General features: G+C 64.5%; 13 protein-coding genes and 1 pseudogene. All 14 read right to left on the reverse strand.

The features are described from left to right. Window positions 1–48 precede the first annotated feature (48 nt). Window positions 49–339, reverse strand: coding sequence for an amphi-Trp domain-containing protein (locus DGI_RS01350; protein ID WP_021758824.1), 291 nt, complete (start codon window positions 337–339; stop codon window positions 49–51). A 33-nt stretch (window positions 340–372) separates the two neighbouring features. Further along, window positions 373–1,584: a hypothetical protein gene (locus tag DGI_RS01355; protein ID WP_235619982.1), complete on the reverse strand. Its 1,212-nt coding sequence runs from the start codon at window positions 1,582–1,584 to the stop codon at window positions 373–375. A gap of 18 nt (window positions 1,585–1,602) precedes the next feature. Then, window positions 1,603–2,193, reverse strand: a complete 591-nt coding sequence (locus DGI_RS16745) for a GAK system XXXCH domain-containing protein (RefSeq protein WP_051286695.1) — start codon at window positions 2,191–2,193, stop codon at window positions 1,603–1,605. A 135-nt stretch (window positions 2,194–2,328) separates the two neighbouring features. Next, window positions 2,329–2,997: a phosphate signaling complex protein PhoU gene (gene phoU / locus DGI_RS01365; RefSeq protein ID WP_021758827.1), complete on the reverse strand. Its 669-nt coding sequence runs from the start codon at window positions 2,995–2,997 to the stop codon at window positions 2,329–2,331. Window positions 2,998–3,067: 70 nt separating this feature from the next. Continuing rightward, complete coding sequence (gene pstB, locus DGI_RS01370) at window positions 3,068–3,835, reverse strand: phosphate ABC transporter ATP-binding protein PstB (protein ID WP_021758828.1); 768 nt, start codon at window positions 3,833–3,835, stop codon at window positions 3,068–3,070. Window positions 3,836–3,951: 116 nt separating this feature from the next. Next, complete coding sequence (locus tag DGI_RS01375) at window positions 3,952–5,898, reverse strand: ATP-binding protein (RefSeq protein ID WP_158407272.1); 1,947 nt, start codon at window positions 5,896–5,898, stop codon at window positions 3,952–3,954. Window positions 5,899–5,931: 33 nt separating this feature from the next. Then, entirely contained in the window at window positions 5,932–6,615 is a 684-nt protein-coding gene (locus tag DGI_RS01380) for a response regulator (protein ID WP_021758830.1), read from the reverse strand. Between the two features lie 157 nt (window positions 6,616–6,772). Beyond that, on the reverse strand, window positions 6,773–7,234 hold the full coding sequence (locus DGI_RS01385; RefSeq protein ID WP_021758831.1) for a tRNA (cytidine(34)-2'-O)-methyltransferase: 462 nt from the start codon (window positions 7,232–7,234) through the stop codon (window positions 6,773–6,775). Between the two features lie 217 nt (window positions 7,235–7,451). Continuing rightward, window positions 7,452–9,248 carry a M3 family oligoendopeptidase gene (locus tag DGI_RS01390; protein WP_021758832.1) on the reverse strand — a complete coding sequence of 599 codons (1,797 nt, stop codon included), beginning with the start codon at window positions 9,246–9,248 and terminating at the stop codon, window positions 7,452–7,454. Window positions 9,249–9,381: 133 nt separating this feature from the next. After that, complete coding sequence (priA, locus tag DGI_RS01395) at window positions 9,382–11,763, reverse strand: replication restart helicase PriA (protein WP_027193386.1); 2,382 nt, start codon at window positions 11,761–11,763, stop codon at window positions 9,382–9,384. 31 nt (window positions 11,764–11,794) lie between these two features. Further along, window positions 11,795–12,664, reverse strand: a complete 870-nt coding sequence (galU, locus tag DGI_RS01400; protein WP_021758836.1) for a UTP--glucose-1-phosphate uridylyltransferase GalU — start codon at window positions 12,662–12,664, stop codon at window positions 11,795–11,797. Between the two features lie 147 nt (window positions 12,665–12,811). Beyond that, window positions 12,812–14,164 (reverse strand): phosphoglucosamine mutase, encoded by a 1,353-nt coding sequence (glmM, locus tag DGI_RS01405; protein WP_021758838.1) that lies wholly within the window; start codon window positions 14,162–14,164, stop codon window positions 12,812–12,814. 28 nt (window positions 14,165–14,192) lie between these two features. Next, on the reverse strand, window positions 14,193–15,152 hold the full coding sequence (locus DGI_RS01410; protein ID WP_021758839.1) for a CdaR family protein: 960 nt from the start codon (window positions 15,150–15,152) through the stop codon (window positions 14,193–14,195). Next, window positions 15,149–15,328 (reverse strand): annotated as a pseudogene (locus DGI_RS01415) (diadenylate cyclase); the annotation flags it as partial. The gene DGI_RS01410 and the pseudogene DGI_RS01415, both read right to left, overlap by 4 nt. Window positions 15,329–15,390: the final 62 nt, after the last annotated feature.

Here is a 15,390-nt window from a genome sequence, read left to right on the forward strand (position 1 = left end):
GCAAAAAGGTTTCCCCTCTCGAGTGTCCTTTTTCAAAAGTAAAATGCCCTAGCGAACAACGTCTTCGGAACGGGCCTCGATGGTCAGATCCTCGGCGTCGTCCATGGGTTCCTCGCAATCCTTCCAGGAGAACTTCAGGGTCAGCTTGCGATGGGAGTCCTTGCGTTTGGCTTCGATATCGAAGCGGATCAACCCCTTGGGCTGCAGCACCAGCTCTTTGTCCTTGGAAGTCAGCACCAGGGCCCCCCTGGCGAAGCTCTCGCGCAGGGCGTCCAGATACGCCAGGATGGAGGCCGTATCCTGCATGCTTTCGTGTTTGAAGGTCTTGTCTTCGCTCATGGCGTCCTCCGTCACGGCGGATGTGGTGAATGGCTAGCCGAGCCTGTCTGCGTACTCGGCGATGACGGCATGGCGGTCCATGCCGGCGACAATGAGGCTTTTGCGGATGCGCATGTCTTCCCAGGGTGGCTGCAGGCCCACTTCCCGGGCGGTTTTTTCCGGATCCTGGCTGGCTGGCTCCTTGAGCTTCTCGCTCATGTGGCAGTCGTCGCCCATGAAGACCAGCAGCTGGCGTTCCGTCCGGCAGCGGGAACGGTTCTGGCGGTGCACCACGGTGATGAGGAATTCCGTGTACTCCAGGGATTGCGGATTCCAGACCTCGTAGCCGTCCACATCGTAGCCAGCCAGCAGGATGGGCCAGAACTGCTCGGGATGCGGAATGACCACCCCGGCCCCCAGGCTGCGGGCTTCCTCGATAACTTCTGATGCCCGGTAGAAATAGCTCAGGGAGAACCGCTCCTTGACCTGCATCTTCACCTGCTTCACGTAGGTCTGACAGCGGGCGATGAAGCGATCCCCGTAGTACTCCCGCAGCATGTCCAGCCAGTTGCGCACCAGCTTGTTCTTGATCATGTCCACGGGCACGTCGTTCCAGTGGGTTTCCACCAGCTGCTTGAGCTTGGCGGCCTGGATGCCGCAGAACTCCACCAGGGCTTCGTCGGCCCCGCTTTCGCCGGCGGCGCGCTGGCGGATCTCTTCCTGGGAGTCCAGGATCAGGGCGTCCAGCAACTCAAAGAGCTGGGAGCCGCGGTACTTGAGGGTGTGCGCCAGCATGGCGTTGAGGGTATGCGCCCGCTCGTCCAGATTTTCCGCCTTGAAGTGCAGCAACAGCTGCACCTTGCGGTTGAAGCCGCTGGAGTAGCAGTCCACCTCCACGCCGGCATAGTCCCCCCAGGTGAGCATGACATTGTGCTGCGTGGGGATGATGAGTTTTTCCCGCGCATTGGGGTACAACGTCTCCAGGCGCTGCTCCAGGAGGGGAAAGGGCACGTACTCCGGATGCCAGTGCACAGCCAGGACTTCCTGCTGCCGCGGGTAGGTGGCCGGCGGCGTGACGATGCGCGCCTCCTGTTCCGGGGTGAGGCGGGTATCGATGAGAGAAAAGAACCGGCGCACATCCTCTTCTGATGGCTCACGATCCACCAGGGCCAGGTCCACGGTGGGGGCGCAGGCCAGGGCCGTGGCGTCGGCATGCGCATCGGGAGCGGCATCTGCACGCACCAGCTCCATATGGGTTTTGCCCATGGGTGTGCTGCTCCTCATTTATTTGTAGCGATCATGGCAGTCGTGCTTCAGCTGGTCCAGCTCCCCGGCCAACAGCCGGGCGGCAGCCACGTCCCCGGCCTGCACCGCGGCCAGGAAGGCGGCGTTCTTTTCCAGATACACCGGGTAGAACTCGTCGCCCTTGCCAGGGAAGGCGCACATGCGCTCGCCGTCCGCAGCAAAGGCTTCCACCAGCTCCAGGCCGGGCAGCACGCCCTGGGCCAGGGACTCCATGATGCTCTTGAACTGGCTCTTCATCCGTTTTTTCAGGGAGCCGTACTTGCCCCCGCTCTTGACGCACACCGCGGCCGGCGCGCCTTCCCCCTGAACCTGCGGATCAGTGCAGGCCGGGCAGGCGCATGGGCCCTCCGGTTTGGGGAACTTGCATTTGATCTTGGCGTACAAGCCGTCCGGGTGGCTCTTGAAGGACACGGACAGGCTCTTGAAGCCCTGGATGTCCAGGCCAGACTGACCCACGGCCAGGGAGCCGCTTTCCAGCCCCTTGGCCAGGGCAGCCAGGAAGCTGGCGGCCTCGTCCCGGGTCATCATCAGTTCCAGCTTCCGCTTGTGTTGCACGGGCATGGCGGGCATCGTGTTCACGGCCTGCTCCTTGCGCTTTGAGGTGAGGATGGTTCAATGGACGCCGCACGCAAAGGCGGCAGCATCCAGAATGTACAGAGTAGTCTCAGCCACTGGAAAAGACAACACGGCCGGCACACTGTTGCGTTAAATTCTGTTGCAGCGGTGCTTCACATCCACGCCCTTGACGATGAAGATGACGCTTTCCGCAATATTGGTGGAGAGATCCGCGCAGCGCTCCAGGCTGCGGGAGGCCAGCACGGTGTGCACCGAGCGTTCGATGCCGGCCGTCTCCTTGAGCATGAAATCGATGAGCCGCTTGAGGATGGACAAATCCAGCTCGTTGGCGCGGGAATCCTGATCGCACACGGCGTCGGCCAGCTCGGCATCATCGTCCTTGAAGGCCTTGATGCAGCTGCGCAGCATCTCCAGGGAAATGCCGGCCAGCTCCTCCAGCATGTGGTTGAACGGCAACGGCGGCCGGTGGGCCAGGATGAGCGCGCGCTCGGCAATGTTCACGCTTTCGTCGCCAATACGTTCCAGATTGACGATGATGCGCATGCAGCCGACGATGAACCGCAAATCCCCGGCCACAGGCTGGGAAAGCGCCAGCATGCGCAGGCTTTCCTCATCGATGTCGCACTCCAGCTGATTGATCTGGGCATCGCGATCGATCACCTGCTGGGCCAGGGAGGAATCGCGCTCCAGCAGCGCCCGCAAGGCGCAGTCCAGGGCCTTTTCCGTGTAGGCGGCCATTTCCAGCACCTTGAGCCGCAGGTGGGTGAGATCGGTATCCAGGTGTCGTCTTACGCTCATAGGAATGCGTCCTTGACGGGGGGTCCGGGGAGGCCGGGGGGGCGCTCGCAGGCGGCAGCCCACGGCACGGCTAGCCGAAACGGCCGGTGATGTAGTCTTCTGTCTGCTTGTTTTTGGGCCGGGTGAACATGGTTTCCGTCGGTCCTGCCTCGATGAGCTTGCCCATGTAAAAGTATGCCGTGATGTCCGACACGCGCGCCGCCTGCTGCATGGAATGCGTGACGATGATGATGGTGTAATACTGTTTGAGGATGTGAATCAACTCTTCGATTTTCTGCGTGGCGATGGGATCCAGGGCCGAGGCCGGCTCGTCCATGAGCAGGATTTCCGGCTCCACCGCCAGGGCCCGGGCAATGCACAGCCGCTGCTGCTGCCCGCCGGAAAGCCCCAGGGCCGAGGTGTGCAGCCGGTCCTTCACTTCATCCCACAGTGCGGCATGCTTGAGGCTCTCTTCCGCGCGCTGCTGGATAAAGGCCTTGTCCTTCACGCCGTTCACCCGCAGCCCGTAGGCCACGTTTTCGAAGATGGATTTGGGGAAGGGATTGGGCTTTTGGAACACCATGCCCACCCGCCGCCGCAGTTCCACCACATCCATCCTGCCGGCATAGATGTCGTCCCCGTCCAGCAGCACGCTGCCTTCCACCCGGATGCCGGGAATGAGGTCGTTCATGCGGTTCAGGCAGCGCAGGAACGTGGACTTGCCACACCCTGACGGGCCGATGAGCGCCGTGACCTCGTGTTCCAGAAACTCAAGGGTGACGTCATGCAGGGCCTTGAAGTCCCCGTAATAGAAGTCCAGATTCGCGCTGTGCATCTTCGCCCGCTTCTCTGTGGCCATGTCTCGTCCTCTGCTGCAATGCAGTGCCGTACGGGGCACATGATGATAGGGAAACCAAGGCAAGGTTCGTATGCCTAGCAGACGGACGTGACGCCTGCGTGACCGTTTCCCGCCAACTATTCGTCATGCGCCGGCGGCGCCTTGGGCAGGGTGAAGGAAAAGATGGTCCCGTGGCCGTCCTCCACTGGGCTTTCCACCCAGATGGCCCCCCTGGATTTTTCCACAATATGCCGCACGATGGCCAGACCGAGTCCGGAGGATCCGGCCTTGTGCTTCTGCCGGTGCTTCTCCACCCGGTAAAATCGCTCGAACACCCGCTCGCGGTCCGCCCTGGGGATGCCGGGACCTTGATCCTTGATGGAGAACACCACATCGCCGCCGCGCTCCTGGCAGTACACGCACACCTCGCCCCGCGGGCCTTCGCCCGTAGCGCCGGGCTTGCCGGGCAGACCAGGGGATCCAGGGGATCCAGCATCCAGAACGCTGGGCGCGCCGTACTTGAAGGCGTTTTCCAGCAGGTTGCGGAACACCTGCACCAGCCGGGTCTGATCCGCATGCACGGCCACGCCCTCGGCCGGCAGCAGGTTGCGCACCGCCAGGCCGGACGTCTCCGCCAGATGCAGGCATTCCTTGTACGCCTGGGAAAAGGCCTCCGCCGCGTTCACCATGCGGAACTCGAACTGCCGCTCCCCGCTTTCCAGCCGGGCCAGGTGCAGCAGATCGTTGACCATCTTGGTCATATGATTGGCATGCTTGAGGATGATTTCCAGAAAGTTCTTGCGGGCCGAGGCCGCGCCGCCCTGGGCCGGCATATCGCCCTGGCCGTTCCCGCCCTCCTCCTCCATGCCCAGGAGCAAGGTTTCCGCATAGCCCTTGATGCTGGTGAGGGGCGTGCGCAGCTCGTGGGACACGTTGGCCACGAAGTCCCGGCGCACCCGTTCCAGCCGGGTCAGGGGGCTGATGTCGTGGAACACGGCCACCGCGCCAAGGCAGTCCTCGCCGGAGGCGTCGTCCACGCTGCGCAGGCGGGTCATGGTCACGTCGTACACCTTGTCCCGCATGGGTTCGATCTGGAACGACCGCGACGCCTGCCTGCCTGCGGTGCAGGCCACCGTCTCCTCGCAGGCCTGCTGCAACTCCGGCGACAGAATGACCTCCAGCGGGCTGCGGCCCACGGCCTGCTCCGCATCGGGAAAAATATCGCGCATGGCGCGGTTCACCGCGGTGATGCGACATTTCTTGTCGATCACCAGCACGCCCTCGCGCATGGAGTTGAGCACGGTTTCCAGCTGGGTCTTCTGCTCGGTGATGGTGCGGATCTGTGCCGCGATGCCGTCTGCCATGCGATTGACCGCCATGGCCAGATCGTCCAGCTCCTTGCTGTCATACCGCGGGGCGCGACGCTTGAGATCCCCTGCGCCGATGGCCCGGGCCACGGCGGCGGTTTCTTCCAGGCGGCCGCAGAGCCAGCGGACCATGGCCATGCGAAAGCCCAGGGCCAGGATACCCGCGGAGACGGCGGCGCAACCCATGATAAGAAGGATGCTGTCCAGCCGGGCCCTGGCTTCGGGGTGCACCATGCCCACCAGCAGCCAGCCGGCGGCGGGCACGGCCGGGTCCTGCGGTGTCAGATCCAGGGCCACGCGGGCAAAGGCGGCATCGCCCTGCTGCAAGACTCCGGTATCCTGAAACGCGCGCACACTGGCCGGCTGCTGCAACAGCGCATCCAGCCTGCCCCGCAGGCCATCCCCGGCCCCCCCCGAGGAGGCGACGGTGCCGGCGGTGGCCTCCAGCCACAATTCTCCGGAGGCGTTCACCCCGCGCACATACAGATGCGAGGCCCGGGCAAAGTCGTCCATGCGCCGGCGCACGCCGTCCGCATCCGTCCCGGCGGCCTCATGCTGCAGCACATCCGCGGCCACGGCCGCGGCAAAGCGGGCGTCCACCTTCATTTCCTGCGCAAATTCCCGCAGGTGCAACCACTGGTACAGCCCGGCCGGCAAGAGCACGCCCAGGGTCACCACCAGCAGAAACGCAATGAATAATCGGGTCCGAAAGGACATGCCCGCCCCCAAGTCCATGGCCCAGTCGCCGCCCTATTCCTTGAAGCGATACCCCACGCCGCGCACGGTTTCCACGTACTTGGCGTAAGGCCCCAGCTTCTGGCGCAGACGGCGGATATGCGTATCCACAGTGCGGGCATACCCTTCGAACTCGTAGCCCCAGACAGTATTCAACAATTGATCGCGCGTCTGCACCCGGCCCTGCCGCTTGACCAGCTCGGCCAGCAGCTTGAATTCCGTGGCCGTGAGCTGCATTTCCACCCCGTCCACCACGGCCTTGTGCGCTTCCAGATCCACCACCAGACCGTTCTTGCGCCACTGAGTGCGGTAGGTCTCTTCGCTTTTGACGCGCTTCATGATGGCCCGGATGCGCAAAAGCAGTTCCCGCGGGCTGAAGGGCTTGACCACGTAATCGTCCGCGCCCAGCTCCAGCCCCACAATGCGGTCGACTTCCTCCCCCCTGGCGGTGAGCATGATCACGGGAATGCCGGCAGTTTCCGGCCGCCGCTTGAGTTCCTTGCACACCTCGAAGCCGTCCACATTGGGCAGCATGATATCCAGCAGAATGAGATTCGGGTTGTGCCGCCGCGCCAGGTTCATGCCTTCATACCCGTCGGCGGAGGTCAGGACCTCGAATCCTGCATTCTCCAGGTTATAGGTAAGGAGCTGCAAGATGTCTTCATCGTCTTCCACGATGAGCACCACATCTTTCTGCATGGAATCCTCCAGGGATATTCGGTCAGTATAAATCACGCGTCAGGTGACGAAAGCATGGTTGCACTGTGACGAACGTGTGACAAATTCCCGGCCTGGCGACATTTCCCCGCCATTGCCGTGCCAGCTGTGCAATTGTCACACAATTGACACGCATTTGTCACAATATCTCGCCGGGCATCCAGGCCGTTTGCCGCAAGGCTTCGTACAGCAGGACGCCCGCCGCGGTGGACAGATTCAGGCTGCGCACTGTGTCGTACACCGGAATGCGCACCATGGCCGACAGTTCCGCCTGCACCGCCGCGGGCAGGCCGCGGGTTTCCGGCCCCAGCACGATGACATCCCTAGGCTGCCAGGGGAAGCGACAGTATGTGTCGCCCGTGCGGCTGGACGTGCCCACAAGCCGCCGGCCCTGCATCAGCCGGCGGAACGACTCCCAGTCGGGCCATACGGCCAGGGGCACGCTGGGCCAGTAATCCAGCCCGGCGCGTTTGAGTTGGCGATCGTCAATGGAAAAGCCCAGGGGCTCAATGAGATGCAGCCGCGTCTGCGTGGCAGCGCACAGCCGGGCGATATTGCCCGTGTTGGGCGGAATTTCCGGCTCGAACAGCACCAGCTCCACGGGCGAGGCAGGATAGAAAGACACAGAACGCTCCTGAAAAATGATCACGGGGGAACCACAACACGGACACCGGGGACCCCGCCCCCCTGCACGGAAAGGGGGCGGGGAAATCCCTTCGGTGTCTAGAGCATTTTACTCTTGAAAAAGGGCATTGCGAGAGGGGAACCCTTTTGCAACAGGTTCTCCCCACGAGAGTTCTTTTCAAAAACAACGTGCTCTAGGCCTCCATCGCTGCCAGCAGGCGGCGCATTTCCTCCAGATCGCGAGCGATGGCGGTCATGGCCTCGGCCCAGAAGGCGGGCTGGCCGATGTCGTCGCCCAGGGTGCGGCGGACCACGGCCGCAGCCTTGCCCGAGCCGGTATCGCGCAGGAAGGCCTCGTATTCGGCATAAAAGGCCGCACCCTTGGCCCGGCCGCGCTCGCAGAGGATGAGGCTCAGGAGATAGCCGAAGGTGTACGGGAAGTTGTAAAACGACACGCCGGTGATGTAGAAATGCAGCTTGGAGGCCCAGAAGAGCGGGTCGCGCTCGGCAGGGGCCAGGGTGTCGGCAAAGGCCTGGTTCTGGGCGGCGAGCATCAGGTCAGCCAGGCGGGAAACCGGGACTTCGCCGGCGGCGCGCTCGTCATAGAAGGCTTTCTCAAACAGGTAGCGCATGCGGATGTCGCACAGGAAGATGGCGGCATCGTCGCAGCGCGAGGCCAGGATGCCCAGCTTCTGCCCGGCCGGGGCGGCGGGATCGGCCAGGATGGCATCCTGCAGCAGGCGTTCGGCAAAGGTGGAGGCAGTTTCGGCCAGAGTCATGGGATACATGCTGGCCAGGGGCCGCGTCTGGGCCAGGGTGTGGCCGTGGAAGGCGTGGCCCAGCTCGTGGGCCAGGGTCTGCACATCGCCGTGCCGGCCGCCGAAGGTCATGAACACGCGGGATTCCCGGCTCCTGAGGGACGTGGTGCAGAAGGCGCCCGGCCGCTTGCCGGGCCGTTTTTCCGCCTCCACACGCTGCGCCGCCAGCATCTGCCGGCAGAAGCCGGCCAGGGCGGGATAGCCGCGGTCAAAGGCTCCGAGCATCGTGCCCACGGCATCATCCCATTCGTACATGCGGCTTTCGGCCTGGGGGATGGGCGCCAGCAGATCCTGGAAGCCAAGCTGCTCCCGGCCCAGGCAGCGGGCCTTGCGGCGCATCCAGTCCCAGGGCAGGTGCAGGTGTTCTTCCACCGCCTGCCACATGGCGTCCAGGTCACGCTGTTCCATGCCGGCATCGAACAGGGCCACATCAATAATGGATTCGATGCCCCGCCGCCTGTTCAGGGTGAGCCGCGTGCCGGCGATGGCGTTCAGGGACGCAGCCACCACATGGGCCACCTCCTCCCAGGCCTGGTTGGACTGCTCCAGGGCCTGCTTGCGGATCTGCGGATCGGGATCCTCCAGCAGGCTGCGTTTCTGGGCCATGGGCACGGGCGCGTCCTGGCCGGGCATGCGGAAGGTCAGCCGGCCGCTGACCTCGTTGTACAGCCGGCCCCAGGCCGAGATGCCATCCACGGCCAGATCCGCGGCCAGACGCTCCAGCTCGGGCGCCATGGTCCGGCCGGCCTCCTCCTTGAGCTGACGGATAAAGTGCGCGGCGCCGTCCAGCTCCGGCCGGGCGATGAGGGCCTGCAGCATGTCGTCCGGCGTGGTGCGCAGGGCATCCAGCACCGGGGCGAAGACCTTCTTGTATGCCGCGCCAAAGCGGGCAAAGCCGGCCTGGGCCTGCTTGTAGGCCTCATTCAGGCTGTCCGCCGCGGTCAGGCAGCCCAGGTAGGAGGCCATGTGCGAATAGTCCGCCAGCACGGCCTCGTCCAGCAGCAGAAATTCCACCCAGGCATCCAGGGTGCCCTGTGACACCGGCGCAAGCGCCTCGGCCAGGGTGTTCAGGCGGTCCAGATCGGCCTGCAGAGTGGCCAGATGGGCGCGGTATTCGGGGCCGTCGAAGGTCGGGAAGTACGAGCCGAGGTCCCAACGGGGCGTGTGCGACATGGGAAGACTCCAAAAAGCAAGTGGGTGATTCCGGTTCCGCGTCAGGCCTTGTGTGGGCGGCGGCGGCACCGGGCAGTGCGCCAGGAGGGCGCGCGAGGGGGGATTATCCCTATTGTGCTTCGTGCATCCCCTCTCACATCATGTCCAGGGGGTCGAGATCCAGGGTCAGGCGCAGGGTGTCGTCCTGCAGGGGTTTGAGGGCGGCGAACACGGCGCGCAGGCGGCTCCAGTCCTCGCCCTTGAACAGCAGATGAAAACGTTTGCGGCCCTGAAGCATGGGCAGGGGCGCAGGCGCAGGGCCCATGACCTGGACGCCGTGCTCGCGGCCGGCCTCGCGGGAACGGCCGGCCAGGGCGGCCAGGGCGGCGGCGTGGCCCTCCCATTCCGCGGGAAAGCTGACCCGCACCAGCCCCAGCTTGACAAAGGGCGGATAGCGCCACTTCTTGCGCCGGGCGAGTTCCTCCTCGAAGAACCCCTGGTAGTCGTGCGTCTTGAGATGCTCGAAACAGTAGTGCGAGGCATCCCGCGTCTGGATGGCCACACGGCCGGGCTTGTCGCCCCGGCCGGCCCGGCCCGAGACCTGCATCAGCAGCTGAAACGTGCGTTCCGCGGCGCGAAAATCCGGCAGGTTCAGGCCCATGTCCGCATCGGCCACCACCACCTGGGTCACGTCGGGGAAGTCGTGCCCCTTGGAAAGCATCTGCGTCCCCACCAGCACCTGGGCTTCCTTGCGGGCAAAGGCGGACAGGATCTCTTCCAGCCGGCCGGGGCGGCGGGCGGCGTCGCGATCCAGACGCAGCACCGTGGTATCGCGCCCCAGGTGCCGGGTCAGAACCTCCTCCATGCGCTGGGTGCCTTCGCCCAGGGGCAGAAACGAGATGCCGCCGCACTGCGGACACAGGCAGGGCCAGGGCACGCCCTCGCCGCAATAGTGGCACAGCATGCGCTCGCGGCCCTTGTGGTAGGTGAGGCCGATCTGACACTGCGGGCAGCGCAGCACGTGGCCGCAGTCCTGGCAGTACATGGCCGGGGCGTACCCGCGCCGGTTAAGCAGGATGATGGCCTGCTCGCCGCGGCGGACAGTCTCCTCCACCATGGCCATGGTCTGGGGGGCCAGGAGCTGATCGAAGGACGACAGGCCCTTGATGTCCACAAATTCGATGGCCGGCAGCTGCGCCCCGCCATGCCGCCGGGTGAGGCCGGCCATGGGCAACGCCCCGGTTTGCGCGGCGTGGAAGGACTTGATGTCCGGCGTGGCCGAGCCCAGCAACAGCAGCGCGCCAAAGCGCCGGGCCATGACATAGCCCAGTTCCTTGGCCTGATACGGCAGGCGCTCCTCCTGCTTGAAGGAGGCGTCGTGCTCTTCATCCAGGACAATCAGCCCCAGGTCGTGCAGGGGCAGAAACAGGGCCGAGCGCGCGCCCACCACGATCACCGGCGCGTCGCCCTCCCCTCTGCCGGCCAGCTTGCGGAACTGCGCCTCGCGGCGGGCCGGGGTCTGGGACCCGTGGTGGAAGATGAGTTCCGCCTCGGGAAAGGCCTGGGCCGCGGCGCTGCGCAGGTTGCAGGCCAGGGCGATTTCCGGCGCCAGCAGCACCACGGACCGCCCGGCCCGCAGGCACTCCCGGGCCAGGGCCAGATACACCGTGGTCTTGCCGCTGCCGGTGACGCCATACAGCAGCCGCGTCTCGCCCTGCCAACGGTGCAGGGCTTCCGAAAGGGAAGCCAGGGCCGCGGCCTGCTCCTCGTTCAGGGTCGGCGGCGGCGGCGCACCGGCCAGCACGCAGGCGGGATCCATCTCCTCCTCCTGCTGGCCGGGCGGCACCAGCCCCTGTCGCACCAGCCCCACATCCACCAGCCGGCGCAGGCTCTCGCGCACGCCGTCGCCCAGGGCGGCCAGCAGCACCGGCACAGGAACCGGGCCGTGCTCCCAGAGGTATTCAAGAATTTTGAGCTGATTGACTGCCGCCGGCCGCACCGGCCAGGGCGGATCCTGGGAGAGCCAGCAGAACTGCGTTTCGCGGAAGGCGGCCTCGGGCTGCATGGCCCCGGCCTCCCAGGCCCTGGACAGGGTCTGGCGCAGGGCGGCATCGGCCGCGGCCACGTCCCGGATGCGGAGGCTGCGCAGTTTCGGGATGCCTTGCAGACGATAGCGGATGTCCGCCACCTTGAGCCCGGCCGGCAGCACACTGGCCAGCACCTGCCCCAGCAGCATGCCCTGGCGCAGGGCCAGTTGGCGCAGCACATCCAGATGCGCCGCAGAAAACAGGGGGACGCGTTCCAGGGGCCAGGCCACCGGCTTGAGGGCGATGCCTTCGGGCGGCGTCAATGCAGTGCCGGCCGCGGTGTCCCAGCCGGCGTCCTGGGGCAGGAGCACGGCGGCACGGACGGTGTTGCCCAACGGCACCGCCACCCGCATGCCGGGGAGAAACCCGGCAGCGGGGGGCGTGTCTGGAATACGATAGTGATAGGCGAGAAATGGCGGCGAAAGCAGAGCCGCGCGCTGGGCATTCACCTGGAGAGGCTCCGGAGGACTCGCCACCCGGTCATCTGCAGGTAAGCAGGTCCTTGAGGCGATGGATCAGATCGTCGCGCAAGGATTCATCCTGCAAGGCAAAGTAGATGTTGGCGGTGAGATAGTCGCACCAGTCGCCAGCATCAAAGCGGGTGCCCCGCATGCGCACGGCCAGCAGGCGGCCCTTGTGGGCCATGGCCTGCAGGGCGTCCGTCAGCTGAATTTCCCCGCCATGGCCCGGCTTGACGGCCTCCAGATGCTCGAAAATCTCCGGTGTGAGCACGTACCGACCCACAACAGCCATGCGGGAGGGGGCGTCCTTGAGCTTGGGCTTTTCCACCATGTCCCGCACCTTGAACAGGCCGGGGGAGAACTCGTCACCCTTGATGATGCCGTACCGGCTGACCTTTTCCGGCGGCACTTCCATGACGCCGATGACGGGCAGGCGCTCGGACTTGGCCACCTCGATAAGCTGCTTGATGCCCGGCTCGGGGCTGAACATCATGTCGTCCCCCACCATGATGGCGAAGGGATCGTTCTTGACCACTTCCTTGGCGCACAGCACAGCATGGCCCAGGCCAAGCTGCAGCTTCTGGCGCACGGAAATGATGTTCACCATCTCCGCAACAGCACGAACTTCCTTAAGAATTTCCGTCTTGCCCGCGCGTTGCAGCACTTCTTCCAAAGAGAAGTTGTAGTCGAAGTGGTCCTCGATGATCTTCTTGTTCTGGTTGTTGATGAAGATCACGTCCGTGCAGCCCGAAAGCATGGCCTCTTCCACCACATACTGGACCACGGGCTTTTTGTAGATAGGCAGCATCTCTTTGGGGATGTTTTTGGTCGCAGGCAGAGACCTGGTTCCCCATCCCGCAACAGGTATGACCACCTTCTTAATCTCCATGATCCATACTCCCTGGGTCGTTCTTTAGTTGCCTTCTTGGTGCATCTTCATGGCCATGCAACGCCGCGGCGTTGTTGCCCACCCAGGCCGGCAGCAGGCAAGATTATGCTTCAATCATTACCAGTTCTGCATGCCATGGCAAGGGGTTTATTTCAAATGAGCGACCACTGCCTGCGCCAGATACTGGGCCAGCTCCTCCACCAGATCCCGGTGTTCCCCTTCCACCATCACCCGGGCCACGGCTTCGGTGCCGGAATACCGCAGCAGTACGCGTCCCTTGTCTCCCAGCTTGGCTTCTGCCGCGGCCACGGCCTCCAGCAGGCCCGGGCACTGGGCAAAGGGAATTTTGCGCTCCACGTGCACATTGAGCAGGACCTGCGGGAACGGCTCAATGAGGTGGGCCAGTTCGGAAAGCGGGCGCTGCTGTTCCTGCATGATGCGCAGCAGCTGCAGGGCGGCCAAGGTCCCATCGCCTGTGGTGGTGTGATTGAGGAAGATGAGGTGCCCGCTCTGCTCGCCGCCAAAGACGGCGCCTTCGCGCTTCATGGCTTCCACCACGTGCCGGTCCCCCACGGGGGTGCGCACCAGCGTGCCGCCGCGTTCCTTCATGAACACTTCCAGGGCCATGTTGCTCATGACCGTGGCCACCAGCTTGTTGCCGGGGAGCTGGCCCCGGTCCATCATGTCCTGGGCCACCATGGCCATGATCTGGTCCCCATCGAGGATGCGGCCGTTTTCGTCCACCACAATCAGGCGGTCGGCGTCGCCATCCAGGGCAATGCCCAGGTGCGCGCCTTCCTCCCGCACGCAGGCGGCCACCATGTCCGGATACAGGGATCCGCACTGGCGGTTGATGTTCAGGCCGTCCGGCTTGTTGCCCATGCGGATGACCTGGGCGCCCAGTTCTTCCAGAATGAGGGGGGCCACCTTGTAGGCAGCGCCGTTGGCGCAATCCACCACCACCTTGAGCCCGTCCAGAGTCAGATCGCCGGGGATGGTGTTTTTGACGAAGACGTTGTAGCGGCCCTCGGCGTCATCCACCTTGTAGGCGCGGCCCACGTCTTCCGGCGCGGGGTACTTCCAGCGGTGGTCCTCGTTGAGGACCATGGCGGTGATGGCTTCCTCGGCCTCGTCCGGCAGCTTGAAGCCTTCCTTGTCAAAGAACTTGATGCCGTTGTCCATAAACGGATTATGTGACGCGGAGATGACCACGCCAATATCCGCGCGCATGCTGCGCGTCAAAAAGGAGATGGCCGGGGTGGGCATGGGGCCGACAAGGAACACATCCATGCCCGAGGCGCACAACCCCGAGGCCAGCGCGAACTCGAACACATAGCCGGAGAGCCGCGTATCCTTGCCGATGACGGCGCGATGCTTTTTGGACCCGTTGCGGAAGTAGGTTCCTGCGGCCAGGCCCAGGCGCATGGCCACTTCGGGGACCATGGGATAGATGTTCACCTGGCCGCGCAGGCCGTCTGTTCCGAAAAGTTTCGCGTTCATGACCCAAAAAATCCTTGTTGCGAGGGGGTTACGGTCGCGCCGGAGGCGGCGCGGTGTGGTTGCCATTTACAAGAGGCTCGGCGGGGGTGCCGGTCAGCACCAACTCCACGGCCTCGGGCTGGGTATCCAACACCCGCACCTCGGCCGGCAGATTCAGGCGATACGCCAGGGAATGGCTGCCGGGCTGGGCATCGCGCCCCACCTGCACCTGCGCGATGATCGCCTTCAGCCAGTCCTTGTCCCGGACCATGGAGACCGGCGCTTCCACCGTGAGCAGCACCCGTTGCGGCTTGACTGTGGCCTGCAACGGCGATGTATTGGTGATGCTGACTGGTGCGGAAAACTGCAGCGTGGCCCGTCGTTCCGCAAAGAGCAGCCGCACCAGGACCGCGGAAGGATCGGCCGTCAGTTCCTCGGGCAGGTCCAGGGCCACGGTTTCTTCCACCAGGCCCGGGCGCGTGCCGTTCACGGCCACGGTCTGCGTTTCCACGGATTCAATGCCTTGCAGCACCTGTTCCGGCCCGCGCAGTTCCGTGAGCTCCGGCTGCACCAGGGCGGTGCGCAGTTCCCAGTCTTTTTCCAGCAGGGCATCCCAGCGGGGAATCACGTTCACGGTGCGCACGGCGAAGCGGTCTGCCAGGATGGTCAGGCGCTGGGGCTGGATGTCCACGATCTCGAAATTGCGGGACAGGGGGATGGCGTCCTGACGCAGCTCCACCACATTGGCGCCGGCCTTGAGGCTGGCCAGATTAATGGACACGGGCGGCATCTTGGCATCCAAGGACTTGAGGAGTCCCTGCGGTCCGCGCACCCGCACGCTGATCTTGTTCGGCAGGCCGCCGCGGATGATCAGATTCTCCGGCACGCCGGCAAACTGCACGGGCAGGTCCAGCTGGGCATCCACCCGTGCCCGGCCGGACACGAAGAACCAAGCCACCACGGACAACACGATGGAGAGCAGCAGCAGCTGCCAGTTTCCTTTGTTCATGATGCCATCAGGGTTTTGCCAAGCACGCGCTTGAGCCGCACTTCGTCCAGGCTGGTGGTAAGCCGGCCGTTGATGACCAGGGAAATGGTCCCCCGTTCCTCGGAGACCACCAGGGCGATGGCGTCCGTCTCTTCCGTGATGCCGATGGCCGCCCGGTGCCGGGTGCCGAATTCCGTTTCCTGATTACCCACAAACCTCAGCCAGTTTTAGCAGCCGTTGTGGCATGGGCGGTGTTCTG

Origin of the sequence: Megalodesulfovibrio gigas DSM 1382 = ATCC 19364, from assembly GCF_000468495.1 — a bacterium.
GTDB lineage: Bacteria > Desulfobacterota > Desulfovibrionia > Desulfovibrionales > Desulfovibrionaceae > Megalodesulfovibrio > Megalodesulfovibrio gigas.

Excerpts from the sequence above, each read along its gene's own strand:
- DGI_RS01350 (WP_021758824.1), bottom strand. The coding sequence starts at position 339 with ATGAGCGAAGACAAGACCTTCAAACACGAAAGCATGCAGGATACGGCC.
- DGI_RS01355 (WP_235619982.1), bottom strand. The coding sequence starts at position 1,584 with ATGGGCAAAACCCATATGGAGCTGGTGCGTGCAGATGCCGCTCCCGAT.
- DGI_RS16745 (WP_051286695.1), bottom strand. The coding sequence starts at position 2,193 with ATGCCCGCCATGCCCGTGCAACACAAGCGGAAGCTGGAACTGATGATG.
- phoU (WP_021758827.1), bottom strand. The coding sequence starts at position 2,997 with ATGAGCGTAAGACGACACCTGGATACCGATCTCACCCACCTGCGGCTC.
- pstB (WP_021758828.1), bottom strand. The coding sequence starts at position 3,835 with ATGGCCACAGAGAAGCGGGCGAAGATGCACAGCGCGAATCTGGACTTC.
- DGI_RS01375 (WP_158407272.1), bottom strand. The coding sequence starts at position 5,898 with ATGTCCTTTCGGACCCGATTATTCATTGCGTTTCTGCTGGTGGTGACC.
- DGI_RS01380 (WP_021758830.1), bottom strand. The coding sequence starts at position 6,615 with ATGCAGAAAGATGTGGTGCTCATCGTGGAAGACGATGAAGACATCTTG.
- DGI_RS01390 (WP_021758832.1), bottom strand. The coding sequence starts at position 9,248 with ATGTCGCACACGCCCCGTTGGGACCTCGGCTCGTACTTCCCGACCTTC.
- galU (WP_021758836.1), bottom strand. The coding sequence starts at position 12,664 with ATGGAGATTAAGAAGGTGGTCATACCTGTTGCGGGATGGGGAACCAGG.
- glmM (WP_021758838.1), bottom strand. The coding sequence starts at position 14,164 with ATGAACGCGAAACTTTTCGGAACAGACGGCCTGCGCGGCCAGGTGAAC.
- DGI_RS01410 (WP_021758839.1), bottom strand. The coding sequence starts at position 15,152 with ATGAACAAAGGAAACTGGCAGCTGCTGCTGCTCTCCATCGTGTTGTCC.